This window comes from Nocardioides nitrophenolicus (genome assembly GCF_016907515.1).
GTDB lineage: Bacteria > Actinomycetota > Actinomycetes > Propionibacteriales > Nocardioidaceae > Nocardioides > Nocardioides nitrophenolicus.
In genome coordinates this window covers 3054033-3071492 of record NZ_JAFBBY010000001.1, presented here as the reverse complement: position 1 = coordinate 3071492, position 17460 = coordinate 3054033, and the positions used below count along the sequence as shown (strand labels likewise).

The window sequence follows — 17460 nt, the reverse complement described above, 5'->3', positions numbered from 1 at the left end:
GAGCACCCGCGATGGGCGTGCCGCTCTACCAGACCAAGGCCGAGTTCTTCCGCACCCTCGGGCACCCCGCCCGGATCCGGATCCTCGAGCTGCTCTCCGAGCGCGACCACGCCGTCCACGAGCTGCTCGAGCGGATCTCCATCGAGCCCAGCAACCTGTCCCAGCAGCTCGCCGTGCTGCGTCGGACCTCGCTCGTCGTGTCCCGGCGCGAGGGCACCGCCGTCGTCTACTCGATCAGCGCACCCGAGGTCCGCGAGCTGCTGCTGTCGGCCCGCCGGATCCTGGTCGGCCTCGCCGAGACCCGCACCGACTTCGAGGACGAGCTGATGGTCCCCGGCGCTCGATGAGTCCCCTGCTCGCGCGGGTCGGCCGGTTGGCGCCGCGCCGCGCCGACTGGCGCCCGGCAGAGCTGCGCCACGACCTGACGGCCGGCGTCATGGTCGCCCTGGTCGCCCTCCCCCTGGCGCTCGGCTTCGGGGTGAGCTCCGGCGTCGGAGCCGGCGCCGGGATCACGACGGCCGTCGTCGCCGGCGCCGTCGCGGCCGTGTTCGGCGGCAGCCACGTGCAGGTGAGTGGACCGACCGGCGCGATGACCGTCGTCCTCATCCCCATCGTGGCCGCGCACGGCGCCGACGGCGTCCTCGTCGTCGGGCTTCTCGCGGGCCTGATGCTGCTCGGGCTCGCGGTCACCGGCGCCGGCCGCGCGATCAGGTACGTCCCGGTGCCCGTCATCGAGGGCTTCACGGCGGGCATCGCGGTGATCATCGCCCTGCAGCAGCTCCCCGCCGCGCTCGGCGTCGACGTCCACGCCGAGAAGATCCTGGCCCTCACCGCCGACGCGCTCCGGGCCTGGGGCAGCGCGCCGACCTGGGCCGCTCCGTCCACGGCGGTCGGCATCGCCGTCCTCATCGTGGCGACGGCCCGGGTCCGCGCCGGCTTCCCGACGGCCCTCCTCCTCGTCGCCGTGGCCACCGTCGGCAACGCACGGCTCGCGGATCCGGACGGGACGACCCCGCTCGCCACCATCGGCACCATCCCCTCGGGCCTCCCCGCGCCCCGACTCCCCTCCGTTCCCTGGGCCGATCTCGACACCCTGGCGCTCGCCGCCGTCGCCGTGGCCGCCCTCGGCGCCCTGGAGAGCCTGCTGTCCGCCACGGTGGCCGACGCGATGAGCGTTGGACAGCGCCACGACCCGGACCGCGAGCTGCTCGGGCAGGGCCTGGCGAACCTGGCCGCGCCCCTCTTCGGCGGCATCCCCGCTACCGCGGCCATCGCCCGTACGGCGGTCAACGTCCGCTCCGGCGCCCGCTCGCGGCTCGCCGCACTGACCCACGCCGTCCTGCTCCTGGTCGTCGTGCTCGTGGCCGCGCGCTGGGTCGGACAGATCCCGCTGGCCGCGCTCGCCGGCGTACTGATCGCCACCGCCGTGCAGATGGTCCGGGTCTCGAGCCTGGTCCCGCTGCTGCGCTCCACCCGGGGCGACGCGGCCACCCTCGTCCTGACCGCCGCCGCGACGGTCGCTCTCGACCTGGTCCTGGCCGTGACCGTCGGCCTGGCCGCGGCCGGCTTCTTCGCGCTGCGCCAGGCCGCGACGACCGCCCGGCTGGAGGAGGTGCCGCTCGACGCCTCCGACCACCAGGACGAGGAGCGACGCCTGCTCGACGAGCACATCGTCGCCTACCGCCTCGACGGCCCGCTGTTCTTCGCCGCGGCCCACGACTTCCTGCTCGAGCTCACCGAGGTCAAGCAGGTCCGGGTCGTCGTCCTGCGGATGTCACGCCTGACCACGGTCGACGCCACCGGAGCGCACGTCCTCGCCGACATCATCGGCCGGCTGGAGCAGCGCGGCGTCACCGTCCTGCTCTCGGGCACCCGACCCGAGCACCTCGTCGTCCTGGAGCACCTCGGCGTCCGCCGGCGGCTCGCTCACGAGCGGCACCTGTTCGCCTCGACACCCGAGGCGATCGAGCACGCCCGGCTGCACGCCGCGCGGGTCGAGCACGATCCCGGAGCGTCGCTCAGCTCGGGCTGACCTCGACCAGCACCCGCTGGCCGGTGGCCGTGGCGGTCGTGACGACGTACGCCCGTCCGGCGGTCGGTCCGGCGGTGGACCAGGCCACCGCCCGGCCGAAGGAGGTGCCGGCGAGGTCGCTGACCGGCTGCATGGTCTGGGTGTCGACGACGCCGCTGAGCGACGACGTACCGCCGAGGCTGACGACGAACAGGTAGCGGCCGTCGGGCGAGAGCGAGGCGTCGGTGATGTCCTCGTAGTCGGGGATGGTCCAGGCGCCGGCGGCGCGCCCGTTGCGGGCGGCGACGCGGAGGTACTGGGTCGGGCCGTCGATGCTGTTGGAGTCGGTGACCAGGTACGCCGGGTCGGTCGACCGGTTGCTGGCGACCGCGAACACGTCGCCGGCGTTGATCGGCTGGCGCGAGAGCTTGCGCGGCAGCCCCTTCTTCTTCAGCTTGTAGACGGTCAGCCAGCCGTCGCCGACGGTGCTCAGGGACAGCAGTCGCTTGCCGTCGCGGGTGATGGACAGCTCACCGCCGCCCTCCTTGGCCTTGACCGTGCCGACCAGCCTGGGCTTCTTCGGGTTCTTGAGGGAGAGGACCTTGATCTTGTTGGTCTGCTTGACGTAGAGCAGCTTGCCGTTGCGGGAGATCTCGATGTCGGCGACCTCGCCCTTGCCGACGAACTTCTTGCCGGTGCGGACCTTGACCGGGTTCAGGTTGCCGCCGCGGACGTCGAGGACGTAGAGCCGGTTGGGGATCTTGATCGTCGGCGGCTCGTCGACGACATAGGCCCAGCGGCTGTCGGGGCTGATCGCGACCACGTGGCCCGCGACGCTCGTCGTGGGGCGGGTCCTTCCCCGCGCATCTGACGAACGGGCTGCGAAATCGCCTCCGCGAGAGCCCATTCGTCAGATGCGCGCTGGCCCAGCCGCCCCCGAGGGCGGGCGGGCGAACCTCAGCTCAGCCGCTCGAGGACCATGGCCATGCCCTGGCCGCCGCCCACGCACATCGACTCGACGCCGAACTGCTTGTCGTGCCACTGCAGCGAGTTGATCAGCGTCGCGGTGATCCGCGCGCCGGTCATCCCGAAGGGGTGACCGACCGCGATCGCGCCACCGTTGACGTTGAGCTTGTCGACGTCGATCCCGAGCTGCTGCGCCGAGCCCAGCGACTGCACCGCGAACGCCTCGTTGATCTCGAACAGGTCGATGTCGCCCAGGCTCATCCCGGCGTTCTTCAGCGCGGCCGGGATCGCCTCGACCGGACCGAGGCCCATGATCTCCGGGGAGAGGCCGGTGACCGCGGTCGACACGATGCGGGCGAGCGGGGTCAGGCCCAGCTCCTTGGCCCGGGTGTCGGACATGATCACCAGCGCCGCCGCACCGTCGTTGAGCGGGCACGCGTTGCCCGCGGTGACCGTCCCGTCGGGGCGGAAGACCGGCTTCAGGCCCGAGACCGCCTCGAGCGTCGTACCGGCGCGCGGGCCGTCGTCGGCGGTCACGACCGAGCCGTCGGGCAGCGTGACCGGGGTGATCTCGCGAGCCCAGAAGCCCTCGCTGATCCGCTGCTCGGTGAGGTTCTGGCTGCGCACCGCGAAGACGTCCTGCTCCTCGCGCGACATGCCCAACACCTGCGCGACGTTCTCCGCGGTCTGCCCCATCGCGATGTAGAGGTCCGGCAGGTTGCCGGCCTCGCGGGGGTCGACCCACGTCTCCGCGCCGCCCTGCGACCGCTTCTCGGTCAGCGCCTGCGCATCGGCGAAGGCCGGGTTCTGGCCCTCGGGGTTGTCGGACCAGCCGTTGAAGAAGCGCGACACCGTCTCGACACCGGCCGAGATGAACGCGTCGCCCTCGCCGGCCTTGATCGCGTGGAACGCCATCCGGGTGGTCTGCAGCGACGACGAGCAGTAGCGGTTGACCGTCACCCCCGGCAGCCGGTCCATCCCGGACAGGACGGCGACCGCACGGCCCAGGTTGTTGCCGGCCTCACCGGCCGGCTGCCCCACGCCCAGGATCAGGTCGGTGATCTCGGCGGGGTCCAGGCCCGGCACCTTCGCCAGCGCGGCCTGGACCATCTGCACGGCCAGCTCATCGGGCCGCATGTCCTTCAGCGAGCCCTTCCCGGCCCGGCCGATGGGCGAGCGGGCGGTGGAAACGATCACGGCTTCGGGCACGACGACTCCTCGGGTCAGATGTGATGCGGCCGGGCGAAAGCCTGCTCGGCACTCGCGAGCAAGCGTACGGCTGCCTCCGACGGTTCCGTCCCGGCCGGCCAGATCGCGGTGAGCGGGCGGCGCAGGAGCACGCCGTCGAGCGGTACGGCGCGCAGCTCGCCGAGCCGGACCTGCGCCTCCAGTGCCCGCTCGGACAGCGCCACCGGGCCGAGTCCGGCGATCGCCGCGTGGGTGAGGCCGTTGTTGGAGGCCATCACCAGCCCGGGCCGCAACGCGTGGCCGGCACGGCGCAGCGCCTCCTCGAGGGTGACCCGGGTACCCGACCCCTCCTCACGCACCAGCAGGCCCCCGGTCGCGAGCTCCGCGGCGCCGACCCGCTCGGCCCGCGCGGCCCGCTCCGCCCAGGGATGGCCGGGCGCCACCGCCACGATCAGCTCGTCGGTGCCGACCTGCCGGCCGCGCATCCCGTCGGGCGCGGACGGGACCTCGACGAACCCGAGCTCGGCCGCTCCGGTGCGGACCAGCCGCTCGACCTCGGTGGAGTTGGCGACGGTGAGCGCGACCTCGAGGTCCGGCGCACCGGCATGCAGCCGGGCCAGCCAGGCCGGTGCGTAGTGCTCCGCGATGGTCATCGACACCGCGGCCCGGACCACCAGCTCTCCCTCGGCGCGCAACGTCGCGACCGAGCGGGTGAACCGGTCGGCCGCACCGAGCAGCTCGGCCGCCCAGTCCACGACCAGCCGACCGTGCGCGGTCAGCGTCGTCCCCTGCGTGCTGCGGTGCAGCAGCGTGACGCCGAGGCGTCGCTCCAGCGCGAGCATCCGTCGGGACACGCTCGGCTGCGAGAGCCGCAGCTCCTGGGCGGCCTGGCCGATGCTCCCGGTCCGCGCCACGAGGGCGAGCACCTCGAGGTCGTCGAGGTCGGGTCGACGGGTGGTGCTCATGCGCTCTCCGTATGACGTGATGCCGAGGTGCTCACTACCGAAGCCTGCCCCACCGCTCGAAGGTGGTGGACATGACCTCCACGACCGTCCGGGACCGTACGACGACCGGCCGCCGCCGCGGCCCCGGGTCGGCGCCGCTGCCCGGTCTCGTGTTCACCGGCATCGGCGTCGCGCTCGCCGCGGCCGGCCACCGGCTGCTGCCGTCGGTGGGCGTGCTGACCTGGGCGGTGCTGCTCGGCGCCGCGGCCGCGAACCTGGACCTGGTCCCTCCCGCGGCCCGGCCGGGCCTGCGGGTCGCGGTCCGCCGACTGCTGCGGATCGGCGTGGTGCTGCTCGGCTGCTCGCTGCCGCTGACCGCGATCGCCGGCCTCGGCGTGCGGGTGATCGCGATCGTCGTGCTGACCCTGGTCACCACCTTGGCCCTGACCTGGTGGCTCGGCCTGCGGATGGACGTCGGCCCGGCGCGCAGCCTGCTGATCGCGACCGGATTCTCGATCTGCGGGGCCTCGGCGATCGCCGGCATGGAGCGCACCGCCGACGCGGACGAGGACGACGTCGCGACCGCGATCACCCTGGTGACGCTCTTCGGCACCGTCGCGATGATCGCGCTCCCCCTGCTGCAAGCGCCGCTCGGGCTCTCCGACCGCCAGGTCGGGATCTGGGCCGGCGCCAGCGTCCACGAGGTCGGCCAGGTGGTCGCCGCGGCCGGCCCCGCCGGAGGCGCCGCCGTCGCACTCGCGGTCGTGGTCAAGCTGACCCGGGTCCTGCTGCTCGCGCCGGTCGTGGCGGTGGTGAGCGCGGGGCGCCGCGGCCGTGCCCCCGACCTGCAGCGGCCCCCGGTCGTGCCGCTGTTCGTGCTGGGGTTCGTGGCGTGCGTCCTGCTGCGCAGCGCCGGCCTGCTGCCGGCGGGGGTGGTCGACCTGGTCGGCACCCTGCAGGCGGGGACCCTCGCCGCGGCGCTGTTCGCCCTCGGGACGGGCGTCCACCTCGGCGGCCTGCTCCACGGCGGAGGTCGACCGCTCGCGCTGGGCGCGGTGTCGACACTCATCGTCACCACGGTCTCCCTCGTCGGCGTCCTCGTCGTGGGCTGAGGTCTCCCGCCGGCCGTTGCGGGTACCGCCCGGCCATGACCAACTCCCCCGCTCCCCCGTCGGTCTCCCGATGAACGCCTCGACCGCGACCGGCGCCGGTCTCGGCGACCCGGCCGTGGAGTACTGGACCCGGGCGATGACCTCGGTGCGAGCCGAGGAGCATCGCCGGCGGGGCCTGATCGTGCCGCTGGCGCTCCACGTGACGACCGCCGTCGGCGCCGCGGTCGCGGGCTACGTCGGTGGCCACCTCACCGGTCGGCTCACCGGCTCGCGGCGTCCGGCTCGTCGACGCCACCGGTGACGCCGGTCGCGACCTCCGCCGTCAGCTCCCTGGTGATCTCGGCCGCGCGGGCGGTGGCGGCTGTCGTGCCCGCGGCGACGGTCGCGCGCAGCCCGCGCTCCTCGAACGCGGCGATCGCGCGCTCGGTGCTGCCGTGGGGGCTGCTGACCGCGCGGCGCAGCGCCGCGGGGTCGGCGGCGGGGTCGTCGAGCAGCCGACCCGCCCCGGCGACGGTGTGGGCGGCGAGGCTGCGGGACAGCGCGGCCGGCAGGCCCAGCCGCTCGCCCGCCTCGGCCATCGCCTCGGCGAGGTAGAAGACGTACGCCGGCCCGGAGCCGCTGATCGCGCCGACCGCGTCGACCTGGTCCTCGGTCACCTCGACGACCAGGCCCACCGTCGCGAACAGCTCCCGGGCGGTCGCGAGCTGTTGGGCCCCGGCGTGGGCGCCGGCGGCGAGGGCCGTCACGCCGTGCCCGACCCGGGCCGGCGTGTTGGGCATCGCCCGGACCACCGGCTGCCCGGCCGGCAGCACCTCCTCGATGCGCGCCAGGGGCACGGCGCCCGCGACGCTCACCACCACCGCGTCCGGCGCCAGCGCGGGCGCCACCTCCGCCGCCACCTCGCGGACCAGCCCGGGCTTCACGCCGAGCACGACCAGGCCCGCGTCGGCGGCGGCCTCGGCGTTGGCCGGGCTGTCCTCGGTCGACGTCGCGGTCACGCCGTAGGTGTCGGCGAGCCAGGCCGCGCGAGCGGGCGTGCGCACGGTCGCGCGGACCTGCTCGGCCGGGAAGCCGGAGCGCAGCAGTCCGGCCAGGATGGCCTCGCTCATGGCGCCGCAGCCGAGGAAGGCGATGTTCGTGCGCATGCCACGAATCCTGCCAGCCGGGCCCGACGGAATCAGGCCCGACGGAATCAGACCCGGCGGAATCAGACCCGGCGGAATAGGGCGGCCAGCGCCTGGCCCCCACCGATGCACATCGTCACCACACCCAGCTCCAGGTCCCGCCGCACCAGATCCCGCGCCACCCGCAACGACAAGATCGCACCCGTCGCCCCCACCGGATGACCCAACGCGATCGCACCCCCATAGGGGTTGACCCGCTCCGGGTCCAGACCCGCATCCCGGATGCACGCCACCGCCTGCGACGCGAACGCCTCGTTCAGCTCCACCGTCCCGATGTCCGACGGCGACGTCCCCGTCCTCTCGAACAACCCCTTCAACGCCAGCACCGGCGCATAGCCCATCAGCTCCGGCTCCATCGCCGCCGTCGCCACCGCCTCCACCACCGCCAACGGACGCAGCCCCCGCTCGACCGCAACCGACTCCCGCGCCAACACCACCACCGCCGCACCATCATTGATCCCCGACGCATTGCCCGCCGTGACCGTGCCATCGCGCTGGAACGCCGGACGCAGACCCGCCAACGTCTCCACCGTCGTCCCCGGCTTCGGATGCTCGTCCTCGGTGACCGTGACCGGCCGCCGACCACCCACCTCGACCGGCACGATCTCCTCAGCGAACACCACCCGCGCCCGCTCGGTCGCGGCCCGACGCTGCGACTCCGCCGCGAACTCGTCCTGCTCGACCCGCGACACCCCGTACCTCTCCGCGACCCGCTCCGCCGTCACCCCCATGTGGAAACCGTGGAACGGGTCGGTCAACATCATCACCGTCCCGTCCACCAACGACCGGTCCCCCAGCTTGTAGCCGGCCCGGGCACCGAAGTCATAGAACGGCATCCGCGACATCGACTCGTCCCCACCCGCCAACGCGAAGTCCAACCCGTTCCACCGCATCTGCATCGCCGCCGACCAGATCGCCTGCAGACCCGAGCCACACAACCGGTTCACCGTGTACGCCGGCACCCGCATCGGCAAGCCCGCCGCGAGCGCGACCCGCCGTGCGTTGTAGGCGTCCGGGCCGACCTGACCGATGCAGCCCATCACCACCTCCTCGACGTCGTCCGCATCCACCCCGGCGCGCGCCAACGCACCCCGCGCCGCGACCGCACCCAGCTCGAAACCCGGGACGTCCTTGAACACCCCACCGAAGCTGCCCACCGGAGTCCGCGCCCCGTCGACCAGCACGATCCTGTCGTCTGCCATGTCCTGCTCCTCCTCGTCAGCGCATCCGCCACACGGGCGCGCGCTTCTCCCGGAAGGCGGTGACGCCCTCCTTGATGTCCTCGGTCGTGAACGCCAGCGCGAGCTGCGCCTGCAGGGCGGAGAGCGCGTCCGGCAGCGCCATGTCCCGGGTCGCGTCGATCGCGTTCTTGCCCAGCCGCATCAGCAGCGGCGACCGGTCCGCGAGCCGCCGGGCCCAGTCCCGGACCGTCGCGTCGAACTCCTCGGCCGGGACCACGACGTTGACGATGTCGAGCCGCTCCGCCTCGCGGGCGTCGATCGGCTCCCCCAGCATCATCAGCTGGTTGGCCCGCATCCGCGGCAGGTTGCGGTAGATCAGCGCCGAGATCATGAACGGGAAGACCCCCACGTTGATCTCGGGACACCCGAAGCGCACCCCCTCCCGCGCGATCACCAGGTCGCACGCCAGCGCCAGGCCGAAGGCGCCGGCGAGGACGTCCCCACCCGCCGCGCAGACGACCGGCTTGCCCAGCCCGCCGAGCAGCGCGTAGAGCCGCGGGAAGCGGTCCAGGCCGGCGTACTTCTCGACGGTCGGGGCGTCGCTCGCGAATGCCTTGAGGTCGCCGCCGGCCGAGAAGACCCGCTCGTGGGACGAGCCGAGGACGACCACGCGGACCGCCTCGTCGCCCTGCGCGTCCCGCAGCCGGTCGAGGAGCTCGTCGAGCAGCGCGTCGCTCAGCGCGTTGCGGGTGTCGGGCGAGTCGAGGGTCACGAAGGCGACCCCGTCCTCCACCTCGTAGCGGACCAGGCTCATCGGGGCACCTCTCAGATCTCGAGGACGACCTTGCCGAAGCCGGCGCCGGACTCCAGGTGGGCGTGGGCGTCCGCGGCGCGGTCGAGGGGGAAGGAACGGTCGACGACCGGGGGCGGTACGTCGTGCTCGGCCATCAGCCGCAGCAGGCCGGCGAAGTCGGCGGGACTGCCCATGGTGGTGCCGAGCAGGTCGTACTGGCCGAAGTAGAACGGCCGCACGTCGAGCAGCGCCTGGTCGGACCGGTTGGCGCCGAGCACCACCAGCCGGCCACCCGGCCGCAGCGCCCGGATCGACTCGGGCCAGCTGCCGACCGAGTCGAGCACCACGTCGAAGCCGCCGCCCACCAGCTCGCGCGCGGCCTCCGGCCAGGAGTCGGCCGCGGCGCCGTCGTACCGGACCCCGCCGAGCGCGCCGAGCGCGGTCGCCTGCGCGATCTTGGCGTCGGCCGAGGACGTGACGACCACGCGGGCGCCGACCGCCGCGCCGAGGGTGACCGCCGAGCTGGCGACGCCGCCGCCGGCGCCGAGGACGAGCAGCGACTCACCGGCCCGCAGCCGGCCACGCGAGAAGAGCGCGCGATAGGTCGTGAGGCCGACCAGCGGCAGCGCCGCCGCCTCGGCCCAGGTCAGTCCGACCGGCTTCGGGGCGACGCACTCGACCGGCACGGCCACCCGCTCGGCATAGGTGCCGGGGCGGTGGTCGCCCAGGATCTCCCAGCCCGCACCGGGTGCGGACTCGTCGCGGCCCCAGGACAGCGAGGGCAGCACCACGACCTCCTCGCCGGTCGCGAGGTCGATGCCGGCGCCGTCGGCGCCGGGCGTGTGGGGCAGCGGCGACCCGTACCTCCCCTGCCGGACCAGGACGTCGTGCCAGTTCAGCGCGGCCGCGCGCAGCTCGACGACCGTCCAGCCGCGGGGTGCGTGGGGGTCCGGTCGGTCGCCGAGCCGGAGCACCTCGGGAGGCCCGTAGGCCTCCTGCACGACCGCCTTCACGAGCCGGCGGCCACGGAGCGCAGCCGGGTGCGGACCTCACCAGAGAGCGCGATCGCCTCGTCAGCCGAGTCCGCGACCGGGATCAGGGTGATCGTGCGGGCCCCGGCCTCGACGTACGACGCCACGAAGTCGGCCACGTCGTCGGGCGTGCCCGCGGCGCTGACGTGCTGGAACTTCTCGGGCGGCAGGTTGTAGAGCGCGGACATCCGCTCGCCCAGCCTCGTGCGCGCTCGGCCGGCGTCCGCGCCGAGCCCGACCCAGATGTTGAGGCCGGCGAAGGTCGGGCCGCCGCGGCCGCTCTCGGCGAAGCCGTCGAGGAGCTGCTGGTGGGTCTGGGCGTAGCGCCGCGCCGAGCACCACATACCGAGCCAGCCGTCGCCGTACCGCACCGTGCGGCGCACGGCGACGTCCCCGCCGCCGCCGATCACGATCGGGACCCGCGGGTCCGGCGGCGGCAGGATCCGGCTCCCCTCGAAGCGGTAGAACTCGCCGTCGTGGTCGACCACCTCGCCCGAGGCCAGCCGGCGCAGCACGGCGAGGGTCTCGTCGACCCGGCGGCCGCGGGTGGCGGGGTCGACGCCCATGTTGGCGACCTCGGTGCGGTCCTCGCCGGCGACGCCGACCCCGAGGGTGAGCCGTCCGGGCGCGAGCTGGCTGAGGGTGGCGAGCTGGCGCGCCGTCGCGAGCGGGTGCCGCAGGCCGACCAGGTAGACGCCCATCAGCACCTTGAGGGTGTCGCTGGTGGCCAGCGCCGCGGTCGCCGCCACGAAGCCGTCGAAGCCCTTGCCGCCGTGGAAGCTGATGTGGTCGCCGACGGTGAGGTGGTCGAGGCCGGCCGCCTCCATCGCGGCGAGCTGGGACCGGCGGGCGGCCGGACCGGCCTCGAGGAAGTCGTCGTTGAGCGCGATGCCCACCTGGATCTCACTGGTCACCGCACGATGCTCCGCCACCGGACGCCCTCCTCACAAGAATTGGCCTGACCATTAACTGGAGATCCCTCCAATGCCGCGACCGTGCCCCCGAACGCCCGCAGCTCCGCGGCGAGCAGGTCCGGCACCTCCACCGCCGGGAAGTGACCGCCCCGGTCCAGCTCGCGCCACGAGCACAGCCGCCGGTACTGACGGGCGACGGCGGAGCGCGGCGGCCGGATGATCTCGTCGGGGAAGATCGAGCACCCGGTCGGCACGTCCACCGGCGCGGCCTGGGCGCGCCAGTCGACCTCGCGGTAGAGCCGCGCCGCCGATGCTCCCGTGGCGGTGAGCCAGTAGACCGACACCACGTCGAGCACGGCGTCGTCCGAGAGCAGCGACCCACCGTCCGGGCCGCGCCCCGACCAGGCCAGCAGCTTCTCGGCGAGCCACGCGCACAGCCCGGCGGGCGAGTCGACGAGGGCGTAGCCGATCGTCTGCGGCCGGGTCCGCTGGATCTGCGCATAGCCGGAGCCGGTACGCCGGTACTCCGCCTCCCGGTCCAGGCCGCGCCGCTCCGACGCCGAGGCCCCGGCGCGGTCCTCGGCGCTCGCGGCCGACATCGGCAGGGTCAGGTGCAGGCCGGCGACCCGGTCCGGATGGCGCCGCGCGAGCGCAGTGCCGACGACGGCGCCCCAGTCGCCGCCGTGCGCGAGGAAGCGGTCGTAGCCCAGCCGGGCCATCAGGACCGCCCAGGCGTCGGCCGTGCGCTCGATCCCCCAGCCCGCGCTCGCCGGCCGCTCGCTCCAGCCGTACCCGGGCAGCGACGGCGCGACCAGGTGGAAGGCCGGCCCGCTCGCGGGCTCGGTCAGCAGCGGCACCAGGTCGAGGAACTCGAAGCAGGTGCTCGGCCAGCCGTGCGTCAGCAGCAGCGGTACGGCGTCGGGCCGGCTCGAGCGGACGTGGACGGCATGGATGCCGAGCCCGTCGATCTCGGTCACCAGCTGGGGGACCGACGCGAGCCGGGTCGCCAGCCGGGACCAGTCGTAGGTGGTGCGCCAGCGCTCGACCAGCGCCTGCACGGTCTCCAGCCGCAGGCCCTGGCCGTCGCCGGGCTCGGTCGCCTCCTCGGGCCACCGGGTGCGGGCCAGGCGGGCCCGCAGGTCGGCGACGTCCGCGTCGTCGATCCGGGGGACGAAGGGGCGCGGCTCGGCGGCCGGCCCGGTGCTCACGCCTGGCCGGCCGGCGCGACCTTGGCCGCGATGTCCGCGCGGAGCAGGTGCTTCTGCACCTTGCCGGTCGCGGTCATCGGCAGCACCGCCGTGAGCTCCAGCCGCTCCGGGAGCTTCTGGGTCGCGACGCCGTGCTCGCGCAGGTAGGCGGTGACGTCGGCGAGGCTCAGCTCCCCGTCGGGCTCGGCCGGCACGACGTACACGCAGACCTTCTCGCCGAGCCGCTCGTCGGGCATGCCGACCACGGCGACGTTCGCGATCGCCGGATGGGCGAGCAGGTGCTCCTCCAGCTCGCGGGCGCTGATGTTCATGCCGCCGCGGATCACGATGTCCTTGAGCCGGCCGGTCACCCGGACGAAGCCGTCGGCGTCCATCCGGCCCAGGTCGCCCGAGCGCGAGAAGCCGTCGGGGGTGAAGAGCGCGGCCGTCTCCTCGTCGTTGCGGAAGTACTCGATCATGTGGCTGGGTCCGCGATAGGCGATGTCGCCCTCCTCGCCGCGCGGCACCTCGGCTCCGGCCGCGTCGACGATGCGGACCTCGGCGCCGTCGAGCGCCGAGCCGTCGGACGCCGCCGAGCGCGCGGCGTCGTCGCGCACCGTGCACATGGTGGTCAGGAAGTTCTCGGAGCGGCCGTAGAGCGACAGCGTCTGGCAGCCCGCGAACAGCTCGCGGGAGCGCTCCACCACCGAGCCGGGGATCGGCGAGCCGGCGCAGACCCACAGCCGCAGGCTGGAGGCGTCGTGCTTCGCCGGGTCGTAGGCGCCCATCAGCATCTGCAGGAAGGGCGTCGCCGTGACGGCGGCGGTGCAGCGGTGCTCCTCGATCAGCCGCAGCCCCTCGGCCGGGTCCCACGCCTCCATCAGGTACGACGTGGCGCCGGCCAGGAGGGGCAGCACCACGCTGGTCACCAGGCCGGTGCTGTGGGTGATCGGCGAGGGCCCGAACTGCACGTCGGCGGCGGTGTAGTCGAGGCTGCGCGCGATCGCCGCCGCGCTGGCGCGCAGGGTGTTGAAGGTGTGGAAGCAGCCCTTGGGCCGCGAGGTGGTGCCGGAGGTGTAGACGATGAGGAAGCCGTCGTCGGGCGAGGAGTCCGGGCCGATCTCGGCCGCCAGGTCCGTCGGGTCGCCCTCGGCGTACAGCTCGTCGAGCGCGGGGCCCGCGCCCGTCGTACCGCCGGCCCGGGCGACGTAGACCTCGCGCAGGGCGGGGGCGTCGGCCCGCACGCCGGCGAACATGGCCGCGTGGTCGAACCCTCGGAACTCGCCGCAGGTGATCGCCATGACGGCGCCGGAGTGCTGCACGACGTACCCGACCTCGTCGTCGCGGTAGATCGGCATGATCGGGACCAGGATCGCGCCGATCCGTGAGGCGGCCGCGGCGACGAGGGGGAACTCCACCCAGTTGGGGAGCTGGACGGCGATCCGCTCACCCCGGCGCAGTCCGGCGCGGTGCAGGCCGGCGGCCAGCCGGAGCGCCCGGTCCGCGAAGTCGGCGTAGCTGAGCGTCGTGGCCACGTCGATCAGGAACGGGGCGTCGGGCGTGGCCGCCGCCTGGTCCGCCGCCAGCTGGAAGAAGCTGGCCTCCCGCCAGTAGCCCTGCTCGTAGAACGTCGCGATCTCGTCGGCCGAGTACCGATCCCGCACCGACTTCAGCTGCTCCACCACTGCCCACTCCTGTCCCTGATGCGACCTACCTCACATCGAGATTAGAATGGTCAGTCCTTTTTATCAAGCGGTCCAATGGTGAGACCTCCAGCGCCGTCGACGGCAGACGTTTGCGAGGCGCCGCCGCTCCGGCGACAGTGGCGGCGTGACCACACGAGGAATCACCGTTCTGGCCGGCGGACTCGCGGAGACCGTCGAGATCACCACGGCAGCCGACCGCGCCGGCTTCGACGGCGCCTGGTCCGGCGAGTTCTTGAACCGCTCGGCCGTGGTCTCGGTCGCGGCCATGGCCGCGGCCACCCAGCGGATCGGCGTCGGCACCGCGATCGCGTACGCCGTCGGCCGCTCCCCGCTCGTGCTCGCCAACGACGCCCGCTTCCTCGACGAGATGAGCAACGGCCGGCTCACCCTGGGCCTCGGCACCGGCACCCGCGGCATGATGGTCGGCTGGCACGGCGTCACCGACCCCGACGGCCCGGCCAGCCGGATGGAGGAGCTGATCCCGCTCCTGCGCCGACTCTGGCACCTCCACGAGGAGCCGGTGAAGCACGAGGGCCGGTTCTACACCTGCGACATCACGCCGACCGCCGACATCCAGCCCCCGCTGCGGCCCGCCATCCCGATCTACACCGCCGGCGTCAACGCCCGGATGATCGAGGTCGCCGGGCGCGTCTCCGACGGGCTGATCTGCCACCCGACCCTGACCGACCGCTATCTCGCGGAGATCGCCCGGCCGGCGATCGAGCGCGGTGCCGCCAAGACCGGCCGCGACCCGTCCGACGTACGGCTCAAGGGCGTGATCATCACCTCGATCCACGACGACCCCGAGGTCGCCCGCCGCGAGGCCGCCGCCCAGATCGCCTTCTACGTCGCACCGAAGGCGTACGGACCGGTGATGGAGGCGTCCGGCTTCGGCGAGGAGGCGGCCGCGATCCAGGCCGCCTTCCGGGCCAAGGACCACGACGCCATGGTCGCCGCCGTGTCGGACCGGATGCTCGACGAGATGGCCGCCGCCGGCACCCTCGACGAGGTGCGTGACCGGGTGGCGCTGCTCGAGAAGCGCTACGACCACGCCGCGCTCTACTCCCCCAGCTTCACGATGGCCGCCGAGCGGGTCAGCGAGAACACCTTCGCGATCATCGAGGCCTTCGCCCGGTGAGCGGACCGACCGGCGATCTCGACGACTGCGTCGTCCTGGTCACCGGAGCGACCAGCGGCATCGGCCGCGCGGTCGCGCTCGACCTCGCCTCCCGCGGCGCCCTGGTGGCGGCCGTGGGACGCCGAGCGGACCGGCTCGACGAGCTGGTCGAGCGCCTGGGACACGCCCTCGGTCCCGGGCGCTGCGTCGCGGTGCCCGCCGACCTCGCCTCCCGTTCCGAGGCGGCGGGCGCCGTCGACGTACCGGTCCAGCGGTGGGGGCGCCTCGACATCGTCGTCAACAGCGCCGGCGCCATGCTCAACGGCCCGACCGCCGAGGCCCACCTCGACGAGTGGGACGCCATGGTCGACATCAACCTCAAGGGCCTGATGTACGTCGCCAAGGCCGCCCTCCCGCACCTGGTCACCGCCGCCGCCACCAGCGCCCGCGGCGTGGCCGACCTGGTCAACATCTCCTCGATCGCGGGCCGCTTCGCCAACCGCAACGTCGCCGTCTACAACGGCACCAAGTTCGGCGTCACCGCGATGTCGGAGTCCTGGCGCCAGGAGTACGCCCCGCACGGCGTCCGGGTCGCGGTCGTCGAGCCGGGAGTCGTCGACACCGAGCTCTTCGCGCACCAGCAGGCGCCGGTCCAGGCGCACTACGACCGGCTGTTCGCCGGAGTCGAGCGGCTCCGGGCCGAGGACGTGGCCGACGTGGTGGCGACCATCGTCACGGCGCCACGCCGGGTGGCGCTGGCGGAGGTCGTCGTACGGCCGACGGACCAGGTGTGACCGGAGGCGCGAGGGCTCTGGTCGGCCGGGCTCAGGCCGCCGGGCTCAGGCCGCCGGGTAGGTCAGGTAGATCGACTCGCCCACCATGGCGGGCCGCTCCTGGCCCCGAACGTCCACCCGCAGCGCGACCCGGTACTGCACGCCGCCGTCGTCCCGTCGTACGCCTTCGGGGACGGACGCGCTCAGCCGGATCTCGGCGTCCACCGGCACCGGCGCGGTGAACCGGACCTTCTCGAGGCCGTAGTTGGTGCCTCGCCCGTGGTCGGTGATGACCATCAGCTGCTTGAGCATCGACGGGACCAGGGAGAGGGTCAGGTAGCCGTGGGCGATGGTGCGGCCGAACGGCCCGTCAGCCGCACGCTCGGGGTCGACGTGGATCCACTGGTGGTCGTCGGTGGCGTCGGCGAAGGTGTCGATCCGGGCCTGCTCCACGCGCTGCCAGGGGGACGACCCGAGGTCGAGGTCACGGGCCTCGGCCAGCTCGGCAACGGTGATCTGCAGGGTCATCGACTCTCCTCGACGGTGGTGGGGGCACCACCGTCGCGGACCGGGCGGCGCGGGTCAACGCGGCCGAGGGCGCCGACTGTCGCGGCCCACAGTGATCAGGGCCACCCGCCGTGCCGCCGGAGCCCGGGACCGCCTAGGTTCCGGTCATGAGCGGAACCGCGCTGCCGTCGTACGAACAGGTCGGGGAGCTGCCCCCACTGCTGGAGGGCGAGGTGGTCGCCGACTTCATCGACGTCAACGGCCACATGAACATCCGGCACTACCTCGACGCCGGCGCCCAGGGCGCGGACCAGGTCTGCCGCCGGATCGGCATCGACGACGACTACCGGGCGACCCGGCGGCTCGGGGTCTTCACCGCCGAGCACCACATCCGCTACTTCTCCGAGATGCACCTGGGCGAGAAGTTCTCGGTGCACACCGTGGTCGTCGACCGCTCCGGCCGGGCCGGCCACCTGCTGTCCTTCATCCTGGACCGCGCGAGCGAGCGGCTCGCGTGCACGGTCGAGATCATCCTGGTCGGCGTCGACATGGACACCCGCCGCCCCGCCGAGTTCCCCGCCGACGTCGCGGCCGGCCTGGACGAGTGGGTCGCCGCGGCCCGGGCCCTGCCCTGGCCGCTCCCCCTCTCCGGCGCGATGGGGATCCGGCGCTGACCCGGCAGAAACTGGCTCCTGAATCTCGCCACCCGGCAGAAACTGGCTCCTGAATCTCGCTGACCCGGCAGAAACTAGTCCCGCAAACGCGCCGACCCGGCAGAGAGTGACATCCGCGCGGCGCCACTTTCTGCCGGGTCGGCGACATTCCGACGCCACTTTCTGCCGGGTC

General features: G+C 73.6%; 18 protein-coding genes. 7 read left to right on the top strand and 11 right to left on the bottom strand.

Annotated features, from left to right (window positions below; all coding sequences use genetic code 11):
- The first annotated feature begins 11 nt into the window (after window positions 1-11).
- Entirely contained in the window at window positions 12-347 is a 336-nt protein-coding gene (locus JOD66_RS14940; protein ID WP_204837636.1) for an ArsR/SmtB family transcription factor, read from the top strand.
- Complete coding sequence (locus tag JOD66_RS14935) at window positions 344-2032, top strand: SulP family inorganic anion transporter (protein ID WP_204837635.1); 1689 nt, start codon at window positions 344-346, stop codon at window positions 2030-2032. Before JOD66_RS14940 ends, JOD66_RS14935 begins: the two co-directional genes overlap by 4 nt.
- On the opposite strand, the gene JOD66_RS14930 is transcribed toward JOD66_RS14935, so the two are convergent.
- The 3 genes from JOD66_RS14930 to JOD66_RS14920 all read right to left on the bottom strand — a co-directional run bounded on the left by JOD66_RS14930 (window position 2019) and on the right by JOD66_RS14920 (window position 5130).
- Window positions 2019-2834: a WD40 repeat domain-containing protein gene (locus JOD66_RS14930; RefSeq protein ID WP_204837634.1), complete on the bottom strand. Its 816-nt coding sequence runs from the start codon at window positions 2832-2834 to the stop codon at window positions 2019-2021. The two genes, JOD66_RS14935 and JOD66_RS14930, sit on opposite strands and share 14 nt — an antisense overlap.
- A gap of 134 nt (window positions 2835-2968) precedes the next feature.
- Complete coding sequence (locus JOD66_RS14925; RefSeq protein WP_204837633.1) at window positions 2969-4186, bottom strand: acetyl-CoA C-acetyltransferase; 1218 nt, start codon at window positions 4184-4186, stop codon at window positions 2969-2971.
- Window positions 4187-4200: 14 nt separating this feature from the next.
- Window positions 4201-5130 carry a LysR family transcriptional regulator gene (locus JOD66_RS14920; RefSeq protein ID WP_204837632.1) on the bottom strand — a complete coding sequence of 310 codons (930 nt, stop codon included), beginning with the start codon at window positions 5128-5130 and terminating at the stop codon, window positions 4201-4203.
- Between the two features lie 71 nt (window positions 5131-5201).
- On the opposite strand from JOD66_RS14920, the gene JOD66_RS14915 reads away from it, so the two are divergent.
- Together JOD66_RS14915 and JOD66_RS14910 are read left to right on the top strand one after the other, a co-directional pair.
- On the top strand, window positions 5202-6221 hold the full coding sequence (locus JOD66_RS14915; protein ID WP_204837631.1) for a YeiH family protein: 1020 nt from the start codon (window positions 5202-5204) through the stop codon (window positions 6219-6221).
- A 70-nt stretch (window positions 6222-6291) separates the two neighbouring features.
- Window positions 6292-6522 carry a hypothetical protein gene (locus tag JOD66_RS14910; RefSeq protein ID WP_204837630.1) on the top strand — a complete coding sequence of 77 codons (231 nt, stop codon included), beginning with the start codon at window positions 6292-6294 and terminating at the stop codon, window positions 6520-6522.
- Here the strand turns inward: JOD66_RS14910 and proC are convergent.
- The 7 genes from proC to JOD66_RS14875 all read right to left on the bottom strand — a co-directional run bounded on the left by proC (window position 6482) and on the right by JOD66_RS14875 (window position 14196).
- The gene (gene proC, locus JOD66_RS14905; protein WP_204837629.1) at window positions 6482-7366 is read right to left on the bottom strand and encodes a pyrroline-5-carboxylate reductase; all 885 of its coding nucleotides are present in this window, start codon (window positions 7364-7366) and stop codon (window positions 6482-6484) included. The genes JOD66_RS14910 and proC overlap by 41 nt on opposite strands.
- 62 nt (window positions 7367-7428) lie before the next feature.
- Window positions 7429-8607, bottom strand: coding sequence for a thiolase family protein (locus JOD66_RS14900; protein WP_204837628.1), 1179 nt, complete (start codon window positions 8605-8607; stop codon window positions 7429-7431).
- A 16-nt stretch (window positions 8608-8623) separates the two neighbouring features.
- Window positions 8624-9400, bottom strand: a complete 777-nt coding sequence (locus tag JOD66_RS14895) for an enoyl-CoA hydratase/isomerase family protein (RefSeq protein ID WP_204837627.1) — start codon at window positions 9398-9400, stop codon at window positions 8624-8626.
- An 11-nt stretch (window positions 9401-9411) separates the two neighbouring features.
- Complete coding sequence (locus tag JOD66_RS29525) at window positions 9412-10380, bottom strand: zinc-binding dehydrogenase (protein WP_204837626.1); 969 nt, start codon at window positions 10378-10380, stop codon at window positions 9412-9414.
- 8 nt (window positions 10381-10388) lie between these two features.
- A complete protein-coding gene (locus JOD66_RS14885; protein WP_204837625.1) occupies window positions 10389-11324 on the bottom strand; it encodes an LLM class flavin-dependent oxidoreductase in 936 nt (311 codons plus the stop codon).
- Window positions 11321-12532, bottom strand: coding sequence for an epoxide hydrolase family protein (locus JOD66_RS14880; RefSeq protein ID WP_204837624.1), 1212 nt, complete (start codon window positions 12530-12532; stop codon window positions 11321-11323). Before JOD66_RS14880 ends, JOD66_RS14885 begins: the two co-directional genes overlap by 4 nt.
- The gene (locus JOD66_RS14875) at window positions 12529-14196 is read right to left on the bottom strand and encodes an AMP-binding protein (RefSeq protein WP_204837623.1); all 1668 of its coding nucleotides are present in this window, start codon (window positions 14194-14196) and stop codon (window positions 12529-12531) included. The genes JOD66_RS14880 and JOD66_RS14875 overlap by 4 nt, the downstream gene beginning before the upstream one ends.
- Before the next feature lie 145 nt (window positions 14197-14341).
- Here JOD66_RS14875 and JOD66_RS14870 point away from each other — a divergent pair, with 145 nt between their 5' ends.
- Together JOD66_RS14870 and JOD66_RS14865 are read left to right on the top strand one after the other, a co-directional pair.
- Window positions 14342-15355, top strand: coding sequence for an LLM class flavin-dependent oxidoreductase (locus tag JOD66_RS14870; RefSeq protein WP_204837622.1), 1014 nt, complete (start codon window positions 14342-14344; stop codon window positions 15353-15355).
- Entirely contained in the window at window positions 15352-16128 is a 777-nt protein-coding gene (locus tag JOD66_RS14865; protein ID WP_204837621.1) for an SDR family oxidoreductase, read from the top strand. The genes JOD66_RS14870 and JOD66_RS14865 overlap by 4 nt, the downstream gene beginning before the upstream one ends.
- A gap of 45 nt (window positions 16129-16173) precedes the next feature.
- On the opposite strand, the gene JOD66_RS14860 is transcribed toward JOD66_RS14865, so the two are convergent.
- A complete protein-coding gene (locus JOD66_RS14860) occupies window positions 16174-16635 on the bottom strand; it encodes a MaoC family dehydratase (protein WP_204837620.1) in 462 nt (153 codons plus the stop codon).
- A gap of 146 nt (window positions 16636-16781) precedes the next feature.
- Here JOD66_RS14860 and JOD66_RS14855 point away from each other — a divergent pair, with 146 nt between their 5' ends.
- Window positions 16782-17288: a thioesterase family protein gene (locus JOD66_RS14855; protein WP_204837619.1), complete on the top strand. Its 507-nt coding sequence runs from the start codon at window positions 16782-16784 to the stop codon at window positions 17286-17288.
- Window positions 17289-17460 lie beyond the last annotated feature (172 nt).

Bases quoted from the DNA above. Each gene is read 5' to 3' on its own strand.
- JOD66_RS14940 (WP_204837636.1), top strand. From the start codon at position 12: ATGGGCGTGCCGCTCTACCAGACCAAGGCCGAGTTCTTCCGCACCCTC.
- JOD66_RS14935 (WP_204837635.1), top strand. From the start codon at position 344: ATGAGTCCCCTGCTCGCGCGGGTCGGCCGGTTGGCGCCGCGCCGCGCC.
- JOD66_RS14920 (WP_204837632.1), bottom strand. From the start codon at position 5,130: ATGAGCACCACCCGTCGACCCGACCTCGACGACCTCGAGGTGCTCGCC.
- JOD66_RS14915 (WP_204837631.1), top strand. From the start codon at position 5,202: ATGACCTCCACGACCGTCCGGGACCGTACGACGACCGGCCGCCGCCGC.
- JOD66_RS14910 (WP_204837630.1), top strand. From the start codon at position 6,292: ATGAACGCCTCGACCGCGACCGGCGCCGGTCTCGGCGACCCGGCCGTG.
- proC (WP_204837629.1), bottom strand. From the start codon at position 7,366: ATGCGCACGAACATCGCCTTCCTCGGCTGCGGCGCCATGAGCGAGGCC.
- JOD66_RS14900 (WP_204837628.1), bottom strand. From the start codon at position 8,607: ATGGCAGACGACAGGATCGTGCTGGTCGACGGGGCGCGGACTCCGGTG.
- JOD66_RS14895 (WP_204837627.1), bottom strand. From the start codon at position 9,400: ATGAGCCTGGTCCGCTACGAGGTGGAGGACGGGGTCGCCTTCGTGACC.
- JOD66_RS14860 (WP_204837620.1), bottom strand. From the start codon at position 16,635: ATGACCCTGCAGATCACCGTTGCCGAGCTGGCCGAGGCCCGTGACCTC.
- JOD66_RS14855 (WP_204837619.1), top strand. From the start codon at position 16,782: ATGAGCGGAACCGCGCTGCCGTCGTACGAACAGGTCGGGGAGCTGCCC.